General features: G+C 57.6%; 22 protein-coding genes and 1 tRNA gene. 13 read left to right on the forward strand and 10 right to left on the reverse strand.

Annotation, left to right across the window (positions count from 1 at the left end; translation table 11 throughout):
- Positions 1-18: 18 nt before the first annotated feature.
- Positions 19-93: transfer RNA gene (locus BLT38_RS19860), tRNA-Phe, on the reverse strand.
- On the reverse strand, positions 73-330 hold the full coding sequence (locus BLT38_RS19865) for a hypothetical protein (protein WP_083346733.1): 258 nt from the start codon (positions 328-330) through the stop codon (positions 73-75). The genes BLT38_RS19860 and BLT38_RS19865 overlap by 21 nt, the downstream gene beginning before the upstream one ends.
- On the opposite strand from BLT38_RS19865, the gene BLT38_RS19870 reads away from it, so the two are divergent.
- Positions 329-1,888, forward strand: a complete 1,560-nt coding sequence (locus BLT38_RS19870) for an adenosine deaminase family protein (RefSeq protein ID WP_083346734.1) — start codon at positions 329-331, stop codon at positions 1,886-1,888. The genes BLT38_RS19865 and BLT38_RS19870 overlap by 2 nt on opposite strands.
- Positions 1,885-2,199: a hypothetical protein gene (locus BLT38_RS19875; protein WP_083346735.1), complete on the forward strand. Its 315-nt coding sequence runs from the start codon at positions 1,885-1,887 to the stop codon at positions 2,197-2,199. Before BLT38_RS19870 ends, BLT38_RS19875 begins: the two co-directional genes overlap by 4 nt.
- Before the next feature lie 13 nt (positions 2,200-2,212).
- Here the strand turns inward: BLT38_RS19875 and BLT38_RS19880 are convergent, their stop codons facing one another.
- Complete coding sequence (locus BLT38_RS19880) at positions 2,213-2,947, reverse strand: polysaccharide deacetylase family protein (RefSeq protein ID WP_083346736.1); 735 nt, start codon at positions 2,945-2,947, stop codon at positions 2,213-2,215.
- Positions 2,948-3,139: 192 nt separating this feature from the next.
- Here BLT38_RS19880 and BLT38_RS19885 point away from each other — a divergent pair, with 192 nt between their 5' ends.
- The 5 genes from BLT38_RS19885 to BLT38_RS19905 all read left to right on the forward strand — a co-directional run bounded on the left by BLT38_RS19885 (position 3,140) and on the right by BLT38_RS19905 (position 11,767).
- Positions 3,140-5,944: a PIG-L family deacetylase gene (locus BLT38_RS19885; protein ID WP_231966638.1), complete on the forward strand. Its 2,805-nt coding sequence runs from the start codon at positions 3,140-3,142 to the stop codon at positions 5,942-5,944.
- 58 nt (positions 5,945-6,002) lie between these two features.
- Positions 6,003-6,491 (forward strand): metal-dependent transcriptional regulator, encoded by a 489-nt coding sequence (locus BLT38_RS19890; protein WP_083346738.1) that lies wholly within the window; start codon positions 6,003-6,005, stop codon positions 6,489-6,491.
- 27 nt (positions 6,492-6,518) lie between these two features.
- A complete protein-coding gene (locus BLT38_RS19895) occupies positions 6,519-7,577 on the forward strand; it encodes a site-2 protease family protein (RefSeq protein WP_083346739.1) in 1,059 nt (352 codons plus the stop codon).
- Positions 7,578-7,779: 202 nt separating this feature from the next.
- Positions 7,780-8,811 (forward strand): metallophosphoesterase, encoded by a 1,032-nt coding sequence (locus tag BLT38_RS19900; RefSeq protein ID WP_083346740.1) that lies wholly within the window; start codon positions 7,780-7,782, stop codon positions 8,809-8,811.
- A gap of 562 nt (positions 8,812-9,373) precedes the next feature.
- Entirely contained in the window at positions 9,374-11,767 is a 2,394-nt protein-coding gene (locus BLT38_RS19905; RefSeq protein ID WP_197674911.1) for a DUF4157 domain-containing protein, read from the forward strand.
- 31 nt (positions 11,768-11,798) lie between these two features.
- Here the strand turns inward: BLT38_RS19905 and BLT38_RS19910 are convergent, their stop codons facing one another.
- The 4 genes from BLT38_RS19910 to BLT38_RS19925 are packed head-to-tail and all read right to left on the reverse strand — an operon-like array spanning position 11,799 to position 14,458.
- The gene (locus BLT38_RS19910; protein ID WP_083346742.1) at positions 11,799-13,073 is read right to left on the reverse strand and encodes an RNA polymerase sigma factor; all 1,275 of its coding nucleotides are present in this window, start codon (positions 13,071-13,073) and stop codon (positions 11,799-11,801) included.
- A gap of 3 nt (positions 13,074-13,076) precedes the next feature.
- On the reverse strand, positions 13,077-13,493 hold the full coding sequence (locus BLT38_RS19915; RefSeq protein ID WP_083346743.1) for a YciI family protein: 417 nt from the start codon (positions 13,491-13,493) through the stop codon (positions 13,077-13,079).
- A gap of 13 nt (positions 13,494-13,506) precedes the next feature.
- Entirely contained in the window at positions 13,507-14,076 is a 570-nt protein-coding gene (locus tag BLT38_RS19920; RefSeq protein ID WP_083346744.1) for a dihydrofolate reductase family protein, read from the reverse strand.
- Positions 14,077-14,092: 16 nt separating this feature from the next.
- Entirely contained in the window at positions 14,093-14,458 is a 366-nt protein-coding gene (locus BLT38_RS19925; RefSeq protein WP_083346745.1) for a YciI family protein, read from the reverse strand.
- Between the two features lie 231 nt (positions 14,459-14,689).
- Between BLT38_RS19925 and BLT38_RS19930 the strand changes: the two genes are divergently transcribed.
- The 6 genes from BLT38_RS19930 (at position 14,690) to BLT38_RS19955 (ending at position 20,260) form a co-directional block, all read left to right on the forward strand.
- Positions 14,690-15,655, forward strand: a complete 966-nt coding sequence (locus tag BLT38_RS19930) for a 3-keto-disaccharide hydrolase (RefSeq protein ID WP_083347224.1) — start codon at positions 14,690-14,692, stop codon at positions 15,653-15,655.
- A gap of 164 nt (positions 15,656-15,819) precedes the next feature.
- A complete protein-coding gene (locus BLT38_RS19935; protein ID WP_083347225.1) occupies positions 15,820-16,890 on the forward strand; it encodes a hypothetical protein in 1,071 nt (356 codons plus the stop codon).
- 77 nt (positions 16,891-16,967) lie between these two features.
- Positions 16,968-18,272, forward strand: a complete 1,305-nt coding sequence (locus BLT38_RS19940) for a histidine-type phosphatase (protein ID WP_083346746.1) — start codon at positions 16,968-16,970, stop codon at positions 18,270-18,272.
- Between the two features lie 21 nt (positions 18,273-18,293).
- Complete coding sequence (locus BLT38_RS19945) at positions 18,294-19,199, forward strand: LysR substrate-binding domain-containing protein (protein ID WP_083346747.1); 906 nt, start codon at positions 18,294-18,296, stop codon at positions 19,197-19,199.
- Between the two features lie 70 nt (positions 19,200-19,269).
- The gene (locus BLT38_RS19950) at positions 19,270-19,752 is read left to right on the forward strand and encodes a Rid family hydrolase (protein WP_083346748.1); all 483 of its coding nucleotides are present in this window, start codon (positions 19,270-19,272) and stop codon (positions 19,750-19,752) included.
- A 7-nt stretch (positions 19,753-19,759) separates the two neighbouring features.
- Positions 19,760-20,260, forward strand: a complete 501-nt coding sequence (locus BLT38_RS19955; protein ID WP_231966639.1) for a lipocalin-like domain-containing protein — start codon at positions 19,760-19,762, stop codon at positions 20,258-20,260.
- 69 nt (positions 20,261-20,329) lie between these two features.
- Here the strand turns inward: BLT38_RS19955 and BLT38_RS19960 are convergent, their stop codons facing one another.
- From BLT38_RS19960 to BLT38_RS19970, 3 genes are all read right to left on the reverse strand, one after another.
- Positions 20,330-22,195 (reverse strand): DUF885 domain-containing protein, encoded by a 1,866-nt coding sequence (locus BLT38_RS19960; protein WP_083346749.1) that lies wholly within the window; start codon positions 22,193-22,195, stop codon positions 20,330-20,332.
- A gap of 74 nt (positions 22,196-22,269) precedes the next feature.
- Positions 22,270-22,845 (reverse strand): energy transducer TonB, encoded by a 576-nt coding sequence (locus BLT38_RS19965; RefSeq protein ID WP_083346750.1) that lies wholly within the window; start codon positions 22,843-22,845, stop codon positions 22,270-22,272.
- 56 nt (positions 22,846-22,901) lie between these two features.
- The gene (locus tag BLT38_RS19970; protein ID WP_083346751.1) at positions 22,902-24,137 is read right to left on the reverse strand and encodes a VWA domain-containing protein; all 1,236 of its coding nucleotides are present in this window, start codon (positions 24,135-24,137) and stop codon (positions 22,902-22,904) included.
- Between the last annotated feature and the right edge of the window lie 3 nt (positions 24,138-24,140).

The raw sequence follows: 24,140 nt of genomic DNA on the forward strand, positions 1-24,140 counted from the left end.
GTTGTCTGCTTTGGGAGGTGGTGGCCAGAGACGGGATCGAACCGCCGACGCCGGCCTTTTCAGGGCCGCGCTCTACCACTGAGCTATCTGGCCTTGGGAGATGTGTCGTTTTGCATTGACCGGGGTCCCTTGCTGTCCGCCGGTTTCTGAAGCGTGCGGCGCAAAAAGATGCGGCGGTTCAGACGACTTGTTGAGTATACCAAGGCTGCGGCGCTGCGCCAAATCGGGTTCCGGTCGGGTGTGTCCTCCGCTATGCTTAGGCATCGCGTTTTCCTGCTGCTCGCGCATGGGCAGCCCATTGCCTTTTTCTGTAAGGAGCTTCTGCCGCATGACTTTTCTGCCCCGTATTGCCGTGTTTTTGTTGGGCGCTGTCGCCTGTACCAGCCTATCCATGGCGCAGACGCCAGGTGCAGAATCACGCGCGTCGGCACGGCTGGAGGCGATTCGTAACAGCCCGCCGCAATTGCGCGCGTTTCTGACGCGCATGCCGAAGGGCGGCGATTTGCACATGCATCTTTCTGGAGCGGTGTATGCCGAGACGTTTATCGCAAACGCCACAGCCGACAATCTTTGTGTAGACCCCGTAAAGCTCGTGCTGCTGCCGAATGTGGGCACCACACGTAGCCTGCCTCCCAAGCCCGTATGTGCCGAAGGAACGGAGCCTGCTGCTGACGCCTTCAAGAATCAGGCGTTGTACGACCATTTGATCAACAGTTTCAGCATGCGTTCCTTTGTGCCAACGTCTGGATGGAGTGGCCATGACCAATTCTTCGCCACGTTTGGACGTTTCAGCGGCCTTCATAAGGAGCACCAGGGCGAGTGGGTCGATGAGGTCGCGACGCGAGCAGCTTCGCAGAATGAGCAGTACCTGGAGATCATGACGACACCGGACTTTGGTGTGGCATTGAAACTGGCAGCGCAGCAACATTGGGATGGCGATCCCGCAAAGATGCGTAACGCGCTGCTGGCTGGTGGACTGCGCGAGAACATTGCCACAGATCGCGCTGAGTTAGATGCGATGGAGGCCACTCGCAACGAGCGCGAACATTGCGGTACGGCACAGGCCACCGCTGCCTGCATCGTGCAGGTGCGGTATCTGTATCAGGTGTTACGCGGCGGAGAGCCGGAGCGTGTGTTCGCGCAAACGCTACTGGGGTTCGAGTTGGCCAGTGTTGACCCGCGCGTGGTTGGCATTAACTTTGTTCAGCCAGAAGACACATACCTGTCCATGTCGCAGTACGGAAATCAGATGCTGATGTTGAAGTATCTGCGCAGTGTTTATCCGAAGGTTCATCTGTCACTGCACGCAGGAGAGTTGGCTCCGGGTATGGTGCCGCCAGATGGACTGCGTTTTCATATTCACGATGCAGTGGAAGTCGCTGGAGCAGAGCGCATTGGGCATGGTGTGGATGTGATGTTTGAGACGGATTCTGCATCGCTACTCAAAACGATGGCTGCGAAACACATCATGGTGGAAGTGAACCTGACTTCGAACGATGGCATCCTCGGCGTGAAGGGGAAGGATCATCCTCTGCACAGTTATCTCGCGGCGGGTGTACCGTTTGCTTTGTCTACGGATGATGAGGGTGTATCGCGCATCGATCTGACGAATGAATATCTGCGCGCTGTCACAGAGCAGGGGCTCACTTACGTGCAGTTGAAAACGAGCGCACGGTCTTCGCTGGAACATTCGTTCCTCGCCGGCGAAAGTTTGTGGAGCACTCAGGATCGCTACACGGCAATGCGTGGAGGATGTATCGCATCGACACCCACACCGGCCGCATCGTGCAGCACTTTCCTGAAAGGTAGTGACAAAGCAACGCAGCAGTGGGAATTGGAACGTCGCTTCCGTACTTTTGAATCAGAAGTGGCAAAGGAGACACGATGAAGCATGTAGTTGCGGTGTTGTGGCAGACAGGCCTGTTGATAGTGGCTGCCTTTGCAGGATTCGTTACAGGCATGGTCGTTCCATCCATTCGGATACAGCGTGTGGTGTCTCAATCGGCCACGCACATCCGCACGTACGACTTCAACTGGATCCTCGCGGTGTTGCTTGTGTTCGTCGTGCTGCTGGCGGTAGGAGCCATCCTGAAGCGGTTTCGTGAGGTGGCCATCACTGCAACCATTGCGTTGGTGATCACCATTGCAGGGTTGGCGTTGTTTACTCAGATTGGCATCAAGGACGTCAGCTTTTCCTAAATTCGTTTGGGACTTACAGCCAATCCAGCGGCGTAACGAAGTGCAGATCGTCGCGCTGCAACAGTGCGCGTGTAACGGCGATGGTGTCTTCACGCGAGGCGAGCTGCTCGCCGTCGAGATGTGACGCATCGTGTAGCAACACGTTGGAAGCGCGACGTGCACGGCGATTCTTTGCAATGCCTGCATCAATGCGTTCTTGAATCCTTGCCACGCCGATAGGGTCCCAGTCGTGCGCTGTAATGTTCCACATCACTGGGGTTAATCCCATGGAACGCGCGATCTTCAAGACAGCGGGGCGACGTGCACCGTAGGGGGGGCGAAAGAGCTTCGCCTTCACTCCCAGCGTGTCTTCCAAAGTTTTCTGGCAGCGTTCCAGTTCCTGTTGCACGCGCTGGTTATTCTGCCTCGCTAGATTTGGATGCATCGTGGTGTGGTTGCCAATGACATGGCCAGCTGCCGCGACGCGCTGTGCAAGTTCCGGATGTTTGCGGACATGCTCGCCAATCAAGAAGAACGTGGCGCGTGCGTTGTGCTCTGCCAAAACGTCCAGCAGAGCGGGAGAGTTGCGCGGGCTGGGGCCATCGTCGTATGTGAGTGCGACGTTGTGTTTGCCATCGGTGGCGTCAGGTCCGCTAATGAGCGTTTTCCCGAAGATCTGAGATGTGGGCCAGTTCGCCGCGTAGGCGTAACCGCCGGTCATCAAACCAGCCGTGGCAATTCCTGCGGCAACGTCAAGCAAGGGGTTCATCGCACATCAGTGTACTGTGCGGCCGGGCCGAATGTGCAGTTCGCGTCAAGCGTGGGGCAGTCATTGGCGCTACAGGATTGCGCGTCCGACGGGCGTGTTGCAGCATCCAAAACGCAATCTGTAGATGCAATGCGGTACATTCCAGTTACACGCAATTTATCTGCCTGTTTGCCGACTCCCGGAGGACCTGCCGTGACCGAACGCGTTACCCATCGCCTGTGTACCCTGCTTGCTCTCAGCGCCGTGGCTCTTGTGCCCGTTTGTCTGTGTGCTCAGAGTGTGCCGGACGCGCAGCATCAACCGGATTCCGCATTTGCCATGCCGCTCCCGTTCGACCGCGGCGCCGCCGGGTTAGCGCAATCGTTGCGCAAGTTAAGCACGCGCGCCAGTCTGTTGCAGATCAATGCGCATCCTGACGACGAGGATGGTCCGTCACTCGCCTATGAGAGCCGTGGCGTTGGTGCTGAAGTCTCGCTGTTGAGCCTGAATCGTGGCGAGGGTGGGCAGAATGTGATGACCAGCGATTTCTGGGATTCATTGGGCATTCTGCGCACGCAGGAGCATCTTGCCGCGAATCGGTATTACGGCGTGCATCTGTACTACACGCGAGTTGCAGATTTTGGATTTTCTAAAACGCGCGAAGAGACGTTGAAGCAGTGGGGCCATGAACGTGTGCTGGCCGACGCTGTACGCGTGGTGCGCGAGACTCGGCCCATGGTCATTACAAGTGTCTTCGCGGGCAATGTATCTGACGGGCATGGACATCATCAAACCGCAGGCGTGACGGCGCAGGAAGTGTTCAACGCTGCGGCCGACCCGAAGATGTTTCCTGAACAATTGAAGGAAGGTTTGCGACCGTGGGCGCCTTCAAAGGTTTACGCACGCGCACCATTCGCACGCGCTTCCGGTAAGACCGTTTACGACTATGCGACAGGAAAAACAGAACCGCTGCTGTATCGCAACTATGTCACTGGCGCCACGATGGATTCGGTTCCCCCTGCAACTGTGACTGTGCCGTCCGGAACGTACAACGCTTTGTTCGGCGAGAGCTATGCGCAGGTTGCACGTGAAGGTTTGAATCAGCAGAAATCGCAGAATGGCGGTGTCCCAGTGCCGCTTCCTGGACCTACCCTCGGTAGCTATCACCTGTATGCATCGCGCGTTGCTGGCGCTTCATCGCCGGAAAAGGAGCGTGGCTTCTTCGACGGGATTGATACCTCTCTGCAGGGCATAGCCTCGTATCTTCCCGCTGCGAATCAGGCGGATGCAAAGCAGAAGCTGAACGCGATTGCAGCGCAGGTAAACGAAGCTACGGCGATGTCTGATGCGAATGATCCTTCCAAATCTGCGCCTGCATTAGCTAAAGGATTGGATCAGACGCGCGCACTGATTGCGTCATTGAAGGCAGCAAAGTTGCCGGATGAATCGCGCTATAACGCGGTGTTCGAGCTCGAGGTTAAGGAGCATCAATTTGAAACGGCGCTGGCCCAGTCGCTGGGTATGAGTCTCGTAGCCAGCTTGCCTTCTGGAGGAAGAGGTGAATCTTCCACGCAAAACGTGGTTGCTGGCGAGACATTCAATGTAAACGTCCACGTGACCGATCAGGGCATGACGCCGGTGAAGATAGACAGTGTTCGCCTCGTGCCTGCAGATGGCGGTGATTGGAAGTTGAACGCAGATAAGGCTGCGGGCGATATATTGGCTGCCGGCGATGCAAAAGACTTTTCGCAGCAAGCAACCGTGCCCGCGGACGCCAAGCCAACGGCGCCGTATTTCTCTCGCCCAAATCTTGAACAAAGCTATTACGACATTCAAGACCCGCGATATCTCACCCTACCTACCGCGCCATATCCATTGCAGGCAGTAGCGGAATATACGTTCAATGGCACGCATGCATCACTGGCGGGAGTGGTGCAGACACCACATCGTTACAACGGCATCGGCACTGTGTATGAACCGTTGTTAGTTGCGCCCGCCATCTCGGTTACCGTTTCTCCGGCCAGCGGCATTCTTCCTTTGAATGACACAATGCTGCCTTTGCAGGTCACGGTTCATAGCAGCGTGAAGGGAGCAGCCCAAGGCAAGCTTGAGCTGAAGCTACCTGAGGGGTGGTCCGCTGAACCTGCGTCGGCTTCATTCCGGACCATGCGTGCAGATGAAGATGTTGTCTTGAAGTTCCGTGTGCACACACCGGGGCTGCAGCAGAAGACGTATCGCGTCACCGCGATTGCGGATTACAACGGCAAACAATATACGCAGGGCTTCACAACGATTGGATATCCAGGCATTCGTCCCTATCCACGTTATGCGCCTTCTACCAGCCGCGTCACGGGCGTCGATGTGAAGGTGGCTCCGTCATTACGCGTGGGCTATGTAATGGGCTCGGGTGATGAGGTGCCTGAAAGCCTGCGCGAGTTAGGCATTGATCCTGTTCTGCTGACCGATGCGGATCTGCAGCGTGGTGATCTCTCGGCGTACGACTGCATTGTGCTCGGCGTGCGAACTTACACAGCACGTCCTGTGTTGCGGTCCGCCAACAATCGTCTGCTTGATTATGTGCGCAACGGCGGCACGGTGGTTGTGCAGTATCAGTCTGGCGAATTCGACCATGATTATGGCCCATATCCCATCTCAGTTCCTGGCGATCAGGCTCACACAGTAGTGGAAGAGGATGCGAAGGTAACGATTCTCCATCCAGACGATCCGCTTATGACATGGCCAAACCACATTGGAGCAGCCGACTTCGATAACTGGGTGGAAGAGCGTGGGCATGGCTTCACACGTTCGTTCGCGCCGGAATACAAAGCGCTCACCGAAGTGCATGACACTGACCAGGACCCGCAGCAGGGCGGCCTGCTCTATGCGCGTTATGGCAAGGGAACCTATGTCTATCTTGCGTACGCGTTCTTCCGCGAGATGCCGGAAGGTGTTCCGGGTTCATTCCGCATCATGGCGAACCTGCTGAGCGCAGGAAAGAATCCCGGGCTAGCGCACTAGAGCGTGTTGCGATTGTGATCAGTGTCGAAGCATATCTTGCGGCGGTAGAATGACAGCTATGGCAAAGCAGAGGGTAGTGGCCCGGCGCAGCAGTGAATCCGTGGACGACTACCTGAAGGCTATCTATGCGCTTGGTGGAGAACCGCCGCGTCGTGTCGGTAGTTCCGAGCTTGCTAAGCGACTTGGTGTGGCACCTGCGTCCATCACCAACATGCTGCAGAAGCTGTCCGGTGAAAAGGGTTCGTTGATCGATTACAAGCTGGGCCACGGTGTGTTGCTTTCGCCCGCAGGTCGTAGCCGTGCGCTGGAGATTGTGCGTCATCACCGTTTGCTGGAGACTTTCCTGTTTCAGGTGCTTGGTTATCCAATAGAAGAACTGCACGACGAAGCAGAACGTTTGGAACACTTCATCTCTGAGCGATTTGAGCAACGCATCGCAGAGAAACTTGGCGATCCGACACGCGATCCTCATGGTCACTGCATCCCGGCTATGGATGGTGCCATGCCTTCGCAGCATGGCGTGGACTGCAACTGCGGTCGTCCCTAGCGGAAGCGTAAGATTGCATATAGCGCTGTGCCGGATTATGCCAACTCGAATGCCCTCCTGCCGGGAGCTGTAAGTACGGAACCGGCCACTGTTCCTACTCCTGAGGCGATCTATTCCTGTCCAAACTGTGAGCATTGGATTGCGGAAGGCATTCTTGCGTGTCCAGATTGCGGCACGCTGGTTTACTCGCAGCATCTGAACAGCATTGGCGCTGCGGCTGCACGAGCAGAGCAGGAAGATCGCTTGGTCGATGCGCGCGAGTTGTGGCTGTCCGCTTTGCCTTGGTTACCGGAAGATGCTTCGCAGGCAGACCAGATCCGTCAGCATATTGCTTCGTTGGAAGGCCGTCAGCAGGCAGTCGATGATCGCCAGGCGAAGTGGAAGAAGCGGCTAGGACCACTGTTTCCGTTGTTCGTGGCCGCCGTGAAGCTGAAGAGTTTCTTCTTCCTCATCTTCAAGCTGAAGTTCCTGCTCGGTTTTCTGGGCTATTTCGCTTTGTATTGGGCGCTTTTCGGCTGGAAATTTGCGCTTGGATTTATCGCAGCAATCCTTGTGCATGAGATGGGGCATTATGTGGCGGTACGCCGGCGGGGGTTGCGGGCGGACCTGCCGGTGTTGCTACCGGGGCTGGGGGCCTATGTCCGCTGGTACAGCGAGGGCATTACGATGCCGGAGCTGGCGGCCATTGCGCTGGCGGGGCCGGTATGGGGATTGGGTGCGGCGGTTGCGTGCCTGGGGCTGTTTGTGTGGACACATCAGCCGGTGTTCCAGGCGCTGGCTTATACCGGTGCACTCATCAACCTGGTGAACCTCATCCCGGTGCTGTGGTTTGACGGTGCGCAGGCGACGTATGCGCTGAACCGGCTGGGACGCGGGTTGCTGCTAGTGTCGTGCGTGCTGTTCTTCGGCCTGATGCATGAGGGAGTGTTCCTGTTCCTGGCTGCAGGTATGGCATGGCGTATGTTTACGCCGGATGCGCCGCAGGAGAACAGTGTGCGGACGCTTACGGTGTATCTGGCGCTACTGATTGCGCTGGGAGCGTTCCTGTACTTCGTGCCTGATCCGGGTGCGATCGGGCGTCGTTAAGCGGCGTCATAACCGTCCAATGGATTAGGTCGTCGCGTTCCTGGCGGGACAGCCGCTCAGAGGCTTGTTGCATCGGACGTGGAGAGGTCTGGGAATGGGCGATCCTTCTGAGGCCTTAAGGTTGGCGTAAGCCACATCTGGGACACTTTCCGAGACGAGTCGGTTTTCCGGCCGCCGAGTCAGTGAACGGGAGTTTGGACACTTGGCAGAACTGCATTCTCTATCGCGCCGGTCGTTTCTGCGGCAGACATTCGCGTTTTCGGCTCTTGCGGCGATCCATCCGTCGTCCTTGTTTGCGCAGTCGGCTTCGTTCGCCAAGCCGGATTCCGGGGCGGCGCATATGTTCATGATCGGAGACTGGGGTACGGATAAGTACCTGGACCAGCAGAAGGCTGTGGCTGTGTCCATGGCGAAGTGGATGGAGAATAACCAGAGCCATCCGGGTGCGATGTTCCTGCTGGGGGACAACTGGTATGGACGTCTTCCCGGCGGCGTGAACGATCCGCGATGGAATGACCAGTTCGAGAACATGTATCCCACGAACCTGTTTCCCGGACCTGCTTACGCGGTGCTGGGGAACCATGACTACGAGCACCATGCAGGGTTCGACAAGGTGCAGTTGCAGCTCGACTATCCGAAGCAGCATAAAACACGCTGGACGTTGCCAGACAAGCGATACACCTTTACGTGGCCGGAGAAGAACCCGTTGATCACGTTCATCTGCCTAGACTCGAACCTGCCGGGTACGAAGTCGTGGGACTTTTCGCCGGGAAGCTATCTGATGAGCCATGCTGACGCCGATGCGCAGGACGCATGGTTTGCCGAGCAGTTACGCAAGCCGCGGACGACGCCGTTTGTGGCGGTTGTTTGCCATCATCCGCTGTACACCAACGGTGTTCACCGTGATAACCGCATCCTGATTCCTCGCTGGGATCCTTTGCTGCGCCAGCATAAGGTGGACTTCTACATCACCGGTCATGACCATGACCTGCAGCACCTGGAGTTCGATGGGCATCCGACGTCGTTCGTGGTGAGCGGCGGAGGCGGAGCGGAGCTGGTGAACTGGTCTGTTCCGCCGGAGAAGCGTGGGCCGTTTGGCGGCAAGGTGATCGGGTTCACCCATCTGGAAGCTGCGAAGGATGCGGTGATTCTGCGGCATGTGGGCGCCGATGCGAACCAGTTGCATGCCTTCCGGAAGACAACCGATGGGAAGATTACGATCCTGAATTCATAGGTACTTCGTACCGTTCTCGACGCCTTCGGCGAGGATAGTGGGATACCCTCCCCCCTCCCCCTTTTTTCCTAAAATTGTCTTTCTATTGGGTTTACGTTTTGGGTGGCTGTAAAATCGTCTGCCCATTGGGGTTACGGGCAAAATCGTCTTTCTAAACGAGTTAGGGCCGCGTATTTGCGCGGCCCTTTTCTACGTAGTTCTATTCTAGTGGTCTGGCGGAAATACTATGCCAACTCTATTTCTTTTGATTTGTTGGGGTTGGGAGGTTTGGGGGCTTGACAGCACTTCGTGCTGTTCTCGACGCCTTTCGCGTGGAGCCAGTTGCCAGATTCTGAGTGCCCGTAGGGCTGATGGCGGCTAAGCGGCGAATTCAATCCGAAGATATTCCATTTTGTACTTTCGCCCAGGTAGATCGACTCGGTAGTCTGAACGCGCTGTAAGAGCCTGCAGTCCAACCCAACTTGGTGTACTGAGTCCCGTTTGGGGGGTAAGAGCTATGTTGGCTTCAAAATTGTCCAAGCCAGAGAACAAGACTCCCGAGACTTCAAGCAAGAGGCCAGGGTTGGGCGGTTCGACGCTGGCAACGCGTGGATTCGACCGTGGTCAAGCGGGGTTTCCTCAACGAGAGATCAGAAATCAGGCAGCGCTGCGACGTTCGGTGCAGCAGGCTTCGCACACCGATCAAGAGATCAGCCCAGAGAACGCGTCGATCTCAAACGAGCGGCACGGCCTTTCGCTCGCCTTCCGCAACATCCCTGTATTTCCACCTGAAGACGCAAGCCAGCCACAGCCACCTTTCTTGTCCCGTCCAGTGCAGTTCGCAGGCGTCCAGAGAAAACTTGAAGTTGGAGCAGTGGACGATCCGTTGGAGCATGAAGCCGATCGCATGGCTGCGCACGTGATGCGGTTGCCGAGCACAGCATCCGTGACGCCTCCCACAGGGATGGCTGGCGGAATTTCAGCATTGCGGCGCAAGTCCACCGGTCCGCGAGATTCGAGTCTTAGCTCATCGCCCAATGATTCAGGAGCGACTGCCCCGCCTATCGTGCACGAAGTACTGCGTTCGCCTGGTCACCCTCTCGATCGCAAGACTCGGAGCTTTATGGAGGAGCGTTTCGCCAGTGACTTCAGTGATGTCCGCGTTCACGTTGATTCGCAGGCGGCGCAGTCCGCGGCGGCGGTACGTGCGCGTGCTTACACGGTGGGAAACAACGTTGTGTTTGGCGCGGGCAACTTCGCACCGGCCAGCCACGAGGGCAAGCGCCTGATTGCCCATGAACTGACTCATGTTCTGCAGCAGGGCGCGACAGTGCTACGTCGTGATCCGGAAAAAGATCCACAACCTTTGAAACCCTCTACGGATGCGAGCGAATTCCATGCTGACGAGGTAAAGGGCAATAAACGTACCTACTACCGAGGTGAGTATCGGGAGGTGCCAGATGGAAAGGGAGGAGTTGATAGAGAGGAAGTCTATTGGGTGAAATTCAACGTCGACGAGAAAGGGGTGATGACGGCAAGCGTCCGCACCGTCAACTCCGACAAGTCCTATCGCAGCCCACAATTGCGGTTCAAAGATGAGTTCAACAAGGCTCTGGAGACCTTCAAGAAAAACGGCGTCGAAGTGAAGGAGTTTGAAGGCGACTGGAGCTACATGTCCCCGGACGAGGCCTCTGACAATCTGCGGATATACCAGCAGGGGGTCAAGGGAGGAGATACAGAGAAGGACGCCGCCAGCAATACACCCACTGGCAGGGTCGTTACCAAGGCCGGATTCAAGATTGTGGATGTGAGGAATGACCCGGAGCCACAGCCTCACCTGAAAGACGAGAAAACCAGCTTCCCACGTGTGAGGGCGAGGTTTGTCCGAACGACAGACCAAGCGCCGGATGGGCCGTCCGGAGGCGGAGGTGGTGGTGGATCTACGCAGGGCGGGAAGACGACCCCGCAGGTAAAAGGACAGGGCGGAGCCAGTGCTCCCACCGAAACCGACGTTGAGCCCGCGGGTGGAGGCACAGGCGTATCCCCGAAGGTAAAGAGTCAAGGTGGAGTCAGTACGGGAGCTGATGTTGAACCCGGTGTCACAGGGAAAACCGGTGGAACCGCAGGAAAAAGCACAGGGCAGGCTCCATCGTCCGGTCGCTTCGGCGGCGTCGGTACCCTGGCGCTCCACTTTGGCATAGGCGCCGCGGCTGCAGTCGCCGATGCTATTGGTGCCTACTTCAAGGCGAAGTTCGATGCAAAGAGCGCACAGAAACAGACAGAGGCCTTCCTGGCAATCGCGACAAACAAGATCAATGCGAACCCTGACGAAGCGGTGAAGAAGATGCTGGCGAATCCCGAAGCCACGGTCTATGCATGGATTCATCTCGACAATTCAACGATCTCAAGCCTCGGCCCCGACGCATTATCGGGCGACCCCACCCTGCACACCTCTTCTCCCCTATTGGATCTGGGACCGATTGAATATGTGACTGGGCCGGTCGTTCCGGAATTGGCCACTTCGGTGCCCAAAATCGGTGGCGGAGGGCTTGCTCCCACTGTGACGCGCACCTTCATTATCGATGTTCCTCTGGCGACGCCACCTCTTGAGGAATTGATCGCCTACGCGAAAAAACGCAGTATGCCCCTGGACGATGTGTACGTCTATGCTTTGAATAAATTTCAAGCGGCCGCATCGGCGAACGTAGCCGTGCTGGAGACCCGTGTGCAACTCTTGCAGACCCGGCAAGGCAACGACGACACCTGGAAGAAGTTCGACGCGGAGTATAAGAAGGCCGAAAAAGCCCATGACGTTAAGCGGCAGGTGGCCATCTTGCAGACACTCACTTCCATTGATCAATCACAGCTATCCATCTCGGCCCAGCTCAACAACCTGGAAAAAGCGGCGCAACAGTCCGGCGAGAAAGTGGACTATTGGGAGCGCATGGTGAATCTACTCAAGCCAACTACGCCGTGATCGCGAGCTGCGTTGCACGACGATTCGCGCTCTACGAAATTGCGGCTTCGATTTGTTGGAGCTTTTTGGTTAGTAGTTCCTGTTCGCGCTGGTTTTGGGTGAGGGTTAGGGCGCGTTGGATTTCTTCTTTTGCTTCTTTGAGGCGGCCCATCTTCATGAGGAAGTCGCCGCGGACGCTGGGGAAGAGATGGTAGTTGGCTAGTGCGGTGTCGCTGGTGAGTTTGATTGTGTTGTCGAGTGCTTCGAGGCCTGCGGCTGGGCCTTGCGCCATGCTGACGGCTACGGCTCGATTGAGCGCGACGATGGGGGATGGGTTGATTTGCATCAGCGCGTCGTAGAGAAGGACGATGCGTTCCCAGTCCGTTTCTTCCGTGGTGCGAGCTTGTGCGTGGCATGCGGCGATGGCGGCTTGCAGAGCGTAGGTTCTTGCACCTCCACCTAGCTTTTGCGCTTGTGTGAGGGCGTTTAAGCCGCGGTGGATTTGGGCGTGATCCCAGAGGGCTCGGTTCTGATCGGGTAACAGGATGGCTTCGCCGTTTTTGTCTCGGCGTGCTGCGGTGCGTGAGGCCTGCAGTTCCATGAGTGCGAGAAGGGCGTGGGCTTCTGACTCGTTGGGCAGGAGCTGTGTGAGGATACGCGTGATGCGCAGAGCTTCTTCGCAGAGTGAGGAGCGCATCCACTCGTCGCCTGAGGTGGCGGCGTAGCCCTCGTTGAAGATGAGATAGACGACGAGGAGGACGGATTCGACGCGCTGATGTAACTCGTCGCCGCGTGGTGTTTCGTAAGGGACGTGCGCTTCGGTGAGTGTTTTCTTGGCGCGAACGATGCGTTGTGCGAGTGTCTTTTCCGGCACGAGGAAGGCGCGCGCAATCTCTGGTGTGGTGAGTCCGCCGATGAGACGCAGTGTGAGTGCGATGCGGCCTTCTACGGCGAGTACCGGATGACATGCGGTGAAGATGAGGCGCAGGACGTCATCTTCAATGACCTGATCGAGTGCGTGGTCCATGGCATCTGCCAGGCGTTGCTGTTGCCATTCGAGTTCGCGCGCGATCTCTTCGTGTTTCTGCATGAGCATGCGGCCACGGCGGAGCGAGTCGATGGCGCGTCGTTTGGCTGCGGTCATGAGCCATGCTGCGGGATTTTCGGGGATGCCTTCTTCTGTCCACACTTCGAGTGCGGTGATGAGGGCGTCTTGCGCGAGTTCTTCTGCGACGCCTATGTCGCGCGTGACGCGGGCGATGGCCGCGATGAGGCGTGTGGATTCCATCCTCCACACAGCCTCGATCGATTTGCGGACGTCGTTCATGGTTTACCGAGTGTTGTTCTTGAGTTGGTCGAAGCCTTCTGCGGCCTTCTGGACGTCTTCGGGGAAGTCGGCCATTTCCTGAATCTGGCGTACTTCAATGATTCCGTTCTCGTCGAAGGGCGCGCGCTTGGCCCACTCGATGGCTTCTTCGCGAGAGCGCACCTGAATGATCCAGTAGCCACCGATGACTTCTTTGGCTTCTGCAAAGGGGCCGTCGGTGACGGTGGGTTTGCCTGTGTTGTCGAAAGAGACGCGTGCGCCGGTGGATGGCGGCAGAAGGCCATCAAGTCCGAGGAGGACGCCTGCCTTTTGCAGTGCCTTGTTGTACTCCATCATTTTGGCTACGGCTTCGGCGGAGGGTGCAGAGTCGGGTGGTGCGGATTCGTAGCCTTTGGGAATGACGATCATCATGAAACGCATTTTGAATTACTCCTTATTTCAGATTTTGTAGAGGGCCGCCGAACTTGTAGGTGTTGACGACGATGCCGGAGGAGAGGGCGGTTGAGTTTTCAAGATGGAATGAGCGTGCGGGAGTTCCATCTGCGAAGAGGCGTTTGCCGGTGCCGAGCAGGACGGGGTTAACGAGGAGGACGAGTTCGTCTGCGAGTCCATGCTCGATGAGTTGCGAGGTGAGTGTGGAGCTGCCGCAGACGATGAGGTCTGCGCCGTCTGTGGCCTTGATGCGGCGGACGCCTTCGATGAGATCGTTGACGGCTTCGAAGGGACCCCATGCGAGGCTGTCCGGGGTGTGGGTGACGATGTATTTCGTTGCAGCGTTCAGGCGGTCGGCCATGGGGCTGCTGGGCGCTTTGGGCCAGTAACCGGACCATTGGTCGTAGGTGGTACGGCCGAGGATGAGGTCGAAGTTTTCGCCGTACATGGCGGTGACTGTGGCGAATCCTTCGGGGGTGCGGTAGGGGCCAGTCCAGTCGCCGTAGGTGCCGCCAGCGGCTTCAATGACGCCGTCGATGGAGATGTGTTCGAAGATTCTGAGCTTTCTCATTTGGGGGCCTCGGGGGTTAGTTGGATTTTCTTTGCGGGCGGATTCTGAGGAACTCGCGTACTTCAACGGGGACGCGGCAGGCGACGACGGCTTTGCGTGCCCAGGTGAGAGCTTCGTCCATGTCGGCGCATTCGAGAATCCAGAAGCCGCCGATGTATTCCTTGGCTTCGAGATAAGGACCGTCTGTGACGGTCACGTTGCCATTGGCTTGTTTGCGCAGCGATTTTGCGTGGTCCGTCGATTCGAGGCCACCAGCGAAGAAGCGGGCGCCTGCGGCGTCCATCTGCTGGTTTAGCTCGCTGATGTCGCGGATCATGTCGTCGCCTTCCAGCGAGGGGTCGTAGTTGTTGGGGTGCTGCACTGCAACGAGGAATTGCGGCATGGACTGCTCCTTAAGAATTCTGGCGGGCGGTTTTGCCCGCTATTACTAACTCGACGAACGGCGGAAACGGGATTCGACACGGTTCCGGAAATTATTTTTGATGCGAGTGGGCGGCTTCTCCGGGTGCTTCGGGAGAAGGTTATCTGGTTGGCTGAAGGAGGCGCGTCATTTTGCAAGGTGTTCAACAAACCACGTGACAGGCGTAGGGCGGGAAAGGTTACACTCGAACCCGTGAAAACCAAGATTCTCTTTGCCTCTCTGTTGGCTGCCGCGCTCGCCTCGACTGTCTCTGCGCAAGACTCCAAAGCATTCCTGGGTCGCTGGGACATGACGGTAACGCCTGCCAACGGTAAGCCGTACGCCCAATGGATTGAGCTGACCGATAACGGCGGCAAGCTGGAAGGCAAGTATCAGCCGCGCGGTGGCGCATGGCACCCGATTTCAGATGCCAATGTGGATGGCAACAAGCTGGTGCTGGGTGTGGAACCTGCTGGCCGAGGCCCGGCGGTGACGTGGGAACTGACGTCGCCCAGTGCAGGAAAGCTGACGGGTGTGGAGAAGCGTGGCGGGGAATCCGATGGCTCGTCGCTGGCCGGTGTGACGGCCCCGAAGCTGGATCGTCCGATGCCGAAGAAGTGGACGAAGCCGCGTCCGCTGTTCAACGGCAAGGACCTGACCGGTTGGGAACCCATCGGTATGGTGGCGAACAACAAGTGGGTGGCTCGTGATGGCGAGCTGGTGAATGACAACCCGGAAGTTCCGGGACAGCGCATTCCTCCTGCGGCAAACATCAAGACGACCGAGAAGTTCCAGGACTTCAAGTTGCACATTGAAGTGAACTGCCCGGAAGGCGGCAACAGCGGTATCTATCTGCGTGGTCGTTATGAACTGCAGGTGGGCACGGAAGGCGGCAAGCAGCCGACGCACGAGATGGGCGCGATCTATAGCTGGTATCCGCCGCCAGCAGGTTCGGAGCTGGGCCTGGGTAAGTGGACAACCTACGACGTTACGTTTGTTGGTCGCCATGTGACGGTGTATCGCGATGGCAAGCTGTATCACGACAACGTGGAGATTCCGGGACCGACCGGCGGCGCACTGGACAGCAATGAAGCTGAGCCGGGACCGTTCTTCCTGCAGGGCGATCACCACGGCGTGATTCAGTATCGGAACATTACGATCTCTGAACCGGCGAAGTAACTCTAGCTTTTGGAATGACGATGCCCGGCCGCTTCATGAGCAGCCGGGCATCTTTGTTTTTGGGACGGTGCATGCAGTTCGTGATTTGATTGTTGTTCTAAATTCACGGAACTGTTGTGCGCGTTCTGGACAATCGAAATGTCTGCACGTTCGAGGAGTGTTTCATGATTCGCAAATCTGTTCGTTGTTTCGCTGCCCTTCTTCTTTGCGCTATTGCCGGTGGTGCGCAGGCGCAAAAGGCTGACCTGAATTTTCTGAATAACAACCAGCCGGTGCTGGATGCGCATAACTGCTATCCGTATGAGGGGCATTGGAACAATCGCGTGTATCGCGCGCTGTCTTCGGGGTTCCCGGTTTCGATTGAGCAGGATCTTGCGTGGTATGTGGATCCGGGTACGGGCAAGGGACGTGTTGTGGTGTCGCATACGCCGAAGCCGAGTGGGCAGGAGCCAACGTTGCGCGATTACTTCTTTGAGCAGGTGCGTCCGACGATTGAGAAGGCCATCAAGGAAAATAAGAAGGACACGTGGCCTGTCGTGGTGTTGCACTTTGACTTCAAGGACAATCAGCCAGCGCTGTTGCATGCTGTGTGGGATTTGTTGAATGAGTATCAGCCTTGGCTTTCGACTGCAGTGCAGACAAACGATCCGCACACGCTCTCGAAGATTGAGCGCAGGCCAATTCTGGCCATTACAGAAGATAACGATGAGCAGGCGAAGGTGTTCAACGATGCTGTGCCGGTTGGTGGCAAGCTGTTGATCTTTGGTTCTGCGCATTCGGTGGAGGCACCTGCGGGGATGAAGGGGGCGGAGCGCGCGCATTGGGTGGCCACTGCCGCGCCGGAAGCGATGCTGGTGGACCGTCCGACAAATTATCGGCGCTGGTCGAATAACTCGTGGGCTGCGGTGGAAGAAGGTGGTCAGCACAAGGCTGGCGATTGGACTGCTGCAGATCAGGCACGGTTGAAGGCGTTGGTGGACCATGCGCATACGCTTGGCTATTGGATTCGCTTCTACACGATCGATGGATTCGATCCCGCTGAGCCGAACGAGAAGAACGGCTGGGGGCAGGGTTATAACTTCGGATCGCTGGATGCAGGTGTGCGGCGCATGAAGGGTGCGATTGCGGCTGGCGTGAACTTCATTGCGACGGATCAGTATGAAGTGCTGGCTCCGCTGTTGAAGCAGAACTCGCAGTCGCTGCGTCCTACTGCGACGAGTTTCTCCGCGAAGTAAGTGGCTATCAGCCGGACAGGTTTCTACTGTCCGGCTTGCACGATTGTGTTTGAACGCTGCTCTGAAAGATTCTGCAAATGTATTGGAAACGTATTGCGTCGCTTTTGATTGCAGCATCGTGCGTTACTCTTGCTGCCGTTGCACAAACGCAGACTATGTCTGCGGATGATGAGTTGCGCGGGGTTATCGTTCTTCTGCGGCATGGAGTGCGTGCACCGATTGAGAGCGAGATTCGTGCGAGTTCTTATAACGCGCAGCCTTGGCCGGCGTGGCCCGTTGAGCAAGGTGTTCTTACGCCGCATGGGACGAAGGCGCTGAACCTGTTGGGTGAGTGGTATCGCGCGCGGTATGCTTCGTTGTTGGAAGGATCATCGTGCGATAAGCGCGGTATCTATGCGGAGGCGAATACTTCGCAGCGCACGATTGCTTCTGCGCACGCGATGTTGGATGGGCTTGCGCCGGGCTGTGATGTTACGGTGCATCAGGCACCTAAAGGAAAGCGCAATCGTTTGTTCACGGGAGCCAGTGGTACCGCGGTAAATCAGCAGCAGCTTACGGATGCCGTTGATGGACGCATGGCGAATAATCCTGACTGGTATGTGCATGCGTTCGCTGTGCCGATGGCGTTGATGTATCACGTGATGCATGACTGCACTGTGTTGGATAAAGATTGCGATGCCAACACGCCGGACTTTCGCACGGTACGCGTGAAGGATGGCAAGGCGATGCCGCGCAATGCGCGCGAAGAAAATCCGGTGACGTTGGGTGCGGATTTTGCCGAGCACTTTCTGTTGGAGTACACGGAAGGCATGCGGATGGAGCAGGTGGGATGGGGGCGCATTACGCGTGCCGATCTTGATCAGTTGATGGAGATGAACACTCGCTATCACGACTTCATGTTGCGCACTCCGTATTCGACACAGGTGGTGGCATCGAATTTGGCGGATCGTATTCGCGCAACGATTGAGGCTACCGCTTCAGGCAAAGCTGTTCCGCGCGAGCTTGGTGTGGCGGCGGATCGTTTCATTTTGCTGGATGGGCATGATGGCAATCTGAGCTGGCTTGGTGGTCTGTTGCGGATGGATTGGGTGTTGAAGGATCAGACTTTCAACGCGACGCCGCCGGGTGGTGGCTTTGTGTTTGAGGTGCATCACAGCCGCTCGACGGGGAAGAATACGGTGCAGATTTCGTATGTGAGTCAGACGTTGGATCAGATGCGTTATCTACAGCCTTTGACGGAGCAGAATGGGCCTTCCATTGCTCCTGTCTTTGTGCCGGGATGCAGTGGGCCAGCACCTGCGTATGCGTGTTCTGTCGAGGATTTTTCGCGAGTGGTGGGTGCGGCGATTGATACCAATTTCTTAGAAGCAAATGATCGATAGTGGGTGTAGGCTCAACGCACGATGGTTCTGCGCAATCTTGATCTGGATACTCTGCGGACACTGGTAACGACGAATGATGTGGGTGGTTTTGCGCAGGCTGCGGAGCGGCTTGGGCGAACACCTTCTGCGATCAGTTTGCAGATGAAGCGGCTTCAGGAAGAGTTGGGGACGCCGCTGTTTCGTAAGCAGGGGCGCGTGCTGAAGCTGACTGAGGCCGGGCAGACTGCGCTTGGTTATGCGCGGCGGATGCTGGCGTTGAATGATGACCTGTTGCAGACGATGCAGGGTGTGACGCTGGCCGGTACGGTTCGCATTGGTGCGCCGCAGGATTTTGCTTCGGTGCTGCCGGATGCGTTGCGGCAGTTCACAACGCTGTATCCGCGGACGCAGGTGGAGTTGCGCATTGAAGGTAACGGCGCACTGATTGAAGCGTTGGATAAGGGCCAGCTTGATGTGGCGTTGACGATTGGATTTGCCGATCGTAAAGATGCGTTGTTGTTGGGCGAGTTGCCGGTGCTGTGGATTGCGAGCCGAGGCTTTCGCATGCAGGAGACTGCTCTGCCGCTGGCGTTGCTGGGACCACAGTGTGCTTTTCGTAAGGCTGCGGTGCAGCACTTGGAAGATGCGGGTATTCCGTATCGGATTGCAGCGACCAGTCCGAGTCTTGATGGACTTTGGGCGGCGTTGCAGGGTGGGCTTGGGATTACGGCTCGGACGGCGATGCAGTTGCCGTCTGCGCTTACCGCGAATAAGTCGCTGCATCGTTTGCCGGTGCTGCCGGGCTTTCCGGTTGCGTTGCATCGCAGTGCGAATGCCTCGGAGATTCCGGCGGTGGATGCTTTGCATTCGTTGCTGGCCACGGCGACGCAGGGGATTCTTGCGGGATTGGCTTACCCGGAGAACATGCGCATTGTGAAGAAGGCATAAGCGCCGCTCACGTTACACGTAAAAAGAATCAAATTGCGCGACGGGTTGTGCGCGGCTTACTTTGGACAGCATGATGATCAACCGTCTGCTGTTTGTTCCCGTCGTGCTGGCAGGATTTGTGACCGCTTCCGCGCAAAAGATGACAGAAGTTCCTTTGCCTGCGAGCCAGAATCAGAACAATGCCGTCCTCCCGATTTCTGGTGCTGTCTGGGTTGGGAATACGTTGTATGTGAGTGGATGGCTTGATCCGGACATGAAGTCGCATCCGGATACGACGTCGCAGACCGTGGGTATCTTTAAAGACCTGGAAAAGTTTTTGGAGACGCAGAAGCTGACACTACGCAACGTGGCGATGGTGCGCATGTTTCTGGGGAGCGATCCTGCGAAGGAAGGCAAGGTGGATTTCGCAGGAATGACGGCAGGTTATACGCAGTTCTTTGGAACGAAGGACTATCCGAATAAGCCTGCACGGACTACGTTGCAGGTGGTGTTGCCTGCGGGTGCGCGTGGTGCGCTGGTGGAAGTTGACCTAGTTGCCGTGAAGCTGAAGTAGGCGACTTATGAAGATGACTAAGTATGTTGCATTGATTGCTGTCACGCTGTTGGGTATCTCTTCCATGCGCGGCGAGGATAAGGTTGCGAATCCGTTTGTTGGTAGCTGGCAACTGATTGCTGCAGATAAGTTGCTGCCGAATGGGACACGTGTTTCGGACTATGGTGCTGAGCCGCACGGCATGGCGGTGTTTACGGCGGATGGTCACTTCATGATTGATGTGTTTCGGAATGTGCGGACGAAGTTTACGAGTAAGGATCGTGAGAAGGGGACGTTCGACGAGTACAAGGAGGCGCAACTGAGTAGCAGTTGCAGCTTTGGCACTTACACCGTTGATACTGCTGCAAACAAGATCACGTTGCATATTGACCGCAGCACGTATCCGAATGGCGATGACACGACGCAGGTTCGCGAGTACGAAGTGGAAGATGACACGCTTAGCTGGAAGGTGGCGCCGCGGCCGGATGGTTCGATTCCGATTACGGTGGTGCGTCGCATTGCTCCGTAGCTGTGAATGATTGCAAAAGTTATGGGCACGCGTTTTGCGTGCCCATAACTTTTGGTGTGAAGAGATGTTTTACTTTTCCATCTCTGGGTAAGGGCCGACACCGCCGCCTTTGATCCATGCTTCGAGGTATTCCTCGAGCACGGGAAGGGGAACACCGCCGGTGGCGAGAATGGCATCGTGGAAGGCGCGTATGTTGAACTTTTTGCCGAGCGCCTGTTGTGCGTGTTGACGCTCTTTCTGGATGACGGTCATGCCCAGGTAGTAGCTGAGGGCCTGGCCGGGCCAGGAGATGTAGCGATCGACTTCTTCTTCGATGTCGTGTTCGCTGAGTGCCGTGTTCTCACGCAGGAACTGCTGTGCCTGCTCGCGCGTCCAGCCCATGGAGTGCATGCCGGTGTCGACGACGAGACGTGAGGCGCGCCATGACTGGAAGCTGAGCATGCCGAATTTTTCGTAGGGCGTGTGGTACATATCCATCTCAGTGCCGAGGCGTTCGCAGTAGAGCGCCCAGCCTTCACCGAAGGCGGAGCCGCCGCCACGGAAGCCGTCGGGGTTCTGATGCTCGCGTGCGATGAGGCCTGCCCAGGAGTGGCCGGGTGCGGCTTCATGCAGTGTGAGTGCGGGCATGGCGTAGATGGGGCGCGAGGGCAGGTCGTACAGGTTGATCTGGAATCCGCCTGCGCCGCCGAAGCCTGCGGGTTGATAGGGCGCGACTTCGTCGGGGATGGGATGGATGCCGAAGCGTCCGCGTGGCTGATAGCCGAAGTAGCGGTCGGACTTATCGTCAAACTCCTTCATCATGTACGAGGCTTTGCCGAGGAGTTCGTCGGGTGTCTTGGCGTAGAACTGTGGGTCGGTGCGGAGGAATTTGAGGAAGGCCGAGAAGTCGCCCTGGAACTTGGCTTCCGCGATGGTGTCGAGCATCTCCTGATGAATCTTGGCGACTTCAGCAAGACCGATGTTGTGAATCTCTTCCGCAGTGAGGTCGAGCGTGGTGTAGCGCTTGATCTGCGCCTTGTAATAGGCCTTGCCGTCGGGCAGCGATTCAGCAGCGATGGATGTCTGCGTGTGCGGATAGTATTCCGTGTTCCAGAAGGCCAGCAGTTCCTTGTACGCCGGGATGACCTGCTGTTCAATGACCTTCTTGCCTTCGGCGCGGAGGCGCGCCTGCTCTGCGGTGTTGACCGTGGAGGGCATGTGCGTGAACGCCTTCCAGAAGGGCGTGGCATCGGCGCTGGTGGCGTTGGCGATGGGAACGATGGTCTGGTCGCGTCCGTTTAAGGTGATCTTCGGTGGTGCGAATCCGCGAGCCACGCCTGCGCGCATGTTGACGATGTTTTCCTGGAAGTAACGCGGGATGTCCGCCATCCAGAGCAGGTAGTTCTCGTAATCCTTTTCCGTGCGGAAGCCGCGCTGGCCGGTGCCCTGCGCCTCTGTCCAGAAGGTTTCGAGTGAGTTGACGGGCTTCTCGTACTCCTTGAATTTCTTGTCGGCGATCTGCGTGTTGATCTGGTAGACGTAAATCTCCAGATTCATGCGTTCGGCTTCGCTCATGCCGTCGGTGGAGAGCTTGTCGAGTTGTGCCTTCACGCCCTCGTAGTGTTCGAGCGCCTTCTGTTGCGTGGCGGCGTCGACTGCGGGAAGCACCGAGGGCTGGATGCGTTGACGTGCGCCCGGTGGGCGGTATCCACGCTGCGTTTCGCGCCATGCCATGTCGGCCTTGTGGATGGCCGTGAGTTGCTCGCCTGCTTTGCTGGGTGGGCCGGATGGAAACGGCGAAGCGGGGATGGGGCTGCCGTCTTCTGTGGTGGTGGCAGCGGCCGCCGCAGGCTGCGCGGGTTTGGCAGTGGCAGGTTTTGCCGATGGAGCCTGAGCGGCTGCAATGGCTATCGCTGAGCACATGGACACTGCGGCCCAGGCACGAAGTACGCGCATGACGTCTCCAGGAAGAGAGGATGTTTACCAACGTAAACTAACGCGACGTTTCTGCACGCGCGGCGACGCGACATTTATGCGCGCACGAAATGGAAGAGGAGTTGTTGCTTGCTGGCGACGGGCTTGCCTGCCTTGGTGGCGGGTGTGAAGGTCCAGGTCTGGATGACGGCCATGACGGCTTCGTCGAAGCCGTGTCCTAAGCCTTGATCGAGCGTGGTTTCGACGACCTTTCCGCTTTCGTCGATGACGATATCAACGACAACATCGCCGTTGGTGCCGTGGGGCAACATGGCGAGATCGGGCTTGGGGTCGGGATAGAAATCGGCGGTGGCGACGGAGACGTCGTCTTCGCCGGTGGGGTCGCCGCCGCTGCTTACGGGCGGGGGATCAGGCTGCTTGAGCGGAAGCTTTGGGGGATCTTTGGGGGGCTGAATTTTGGGTTTCGGCTTTTGCACGACGGCTTGATGGCCGGGCGCGTACGGGATGATGACCGCCGCGACTTTGTGCGGACGCGCGACGGCCTTCACCACCTTATGGAACTGGAAGGTGAAGGCCGCGAGCAGAACAAGATGCAACACCACAGAGGCCACTCTTTGAATGGACGTGCGCCTGCCGTCGCGGGGCATCTCCTGCACAAAGAGTGTTTGCATACGCTATCGTAGCGATGCTTTGCGGTTTTCCGTCAATACCGCTGGCGAGTTTTGTCTTACTGCTGCTTTGGTGCGCCGGTGTAATAGCCGTCGCGGTATTGCAGGATGAGCTTCTTCTGCTTGGGGATATCGACGGTGAGGCGATGGTAGCCGTCGTCGTTGTTTACGGGTGAGAAGCCGAGGCGGTACTGGCTGCGGAGTTCTTCCGCGATGTCCTTGTAGATGTCGGCGACGGTGTATTTCTTGGTGACTTCAAACATGCGTCCGCCGGTTTCTTCGGTCATGCGTTGCAGGATTTTCTTGCCGTCGTTCTTTTCGCGGCTGCCTTGATCACCCATGCGTCCGCCACCGCCGGGGAAGCCGCCGCGGCCGCCGGGAAAGCGTCCGGGGAATCCGTTGCCGTAGCCGTTGTGATCCTGCTCACCCTTGTAATAGATCGCGTAGACGGTGAAGTCGGCGCGTTGCGCGGCTTCGATGGCGTCGGTGAGGGTTTCGCGGGAGCCGCGATCGTCGCCGTCCGTGAGCAAGATGAGTGCGCGGCGGCTGGGGCCAGCGGGTTTCGCGTCCTTTGCGGGTTTGGGGAGGACTTCCGTTGAGGCTAGGTAGACGGCGTCGTAAAGGAGCGTGCCGCCGCCAGCTCCGCTGCGCTGGCCACCGCCTCCGGGACGTTGACCGCCGCCGTGACGGCCTTGTCCGCCGTAGCCTCCGCTGCCATAGCCACCGTTGCCGTAGCCGCCGTTGTTGCTGCTCCCGCTGTTACCTGAGTTGCCGCTGCCGTTGTCGCTACGGTCGTCCTGATTGAACTGCGGCTTTTCGCGGTCGGAGTCAATCTTTTGCAGCGCTGCCTGAAGCTTGGGCATGGAGCTGGTGACGTCTGCGAGGAGGTCTGCCTGGCGACCGAACTGGATGACGAATGCCTTGTCGCGGTCAGGCTGGAGCATGTTGTCGAGGAAGGAGGAGGAGGCGGTGCGCTCGGCGTCGAGGACGGTGCGCTGGCTGCCGCTGACGTCGACCATGAGGCCGAGGGTGAGCGGGAGGTTGTTCTCCTTGTCGAAGTAACGGATGTTCTGCGATTTGGCGTCGACGGTGAGGGTGAAGTCGTCTTTGGTGAGGGTGCGGACGAGCTTTTCTTTGCTGTCGCGGACGGTGACGGGGACGACGACGAGGCGTGCGTCGACGTTCAGCGTTTGCGTCTTGGCGTCTGCTTGTGCGGCGCTTTGAGCCAGGGCAGGCAGGGGGAAGGCGAGCAGAGAGGCGCACAGGAGGGCGGCAACAGGCGCGGAGTATCGCATGAA

It is taken from the genome of Terriglobus roseus (assembly GCF_900102185.1).
In the GTDB taxonomy this organism is placed as follows: Bacteria; Acidobacteriota; Terriglobia; order Terriglobales; family Acidobacteriaceae; genus Terriglobus; species Terriglobus roseus_A.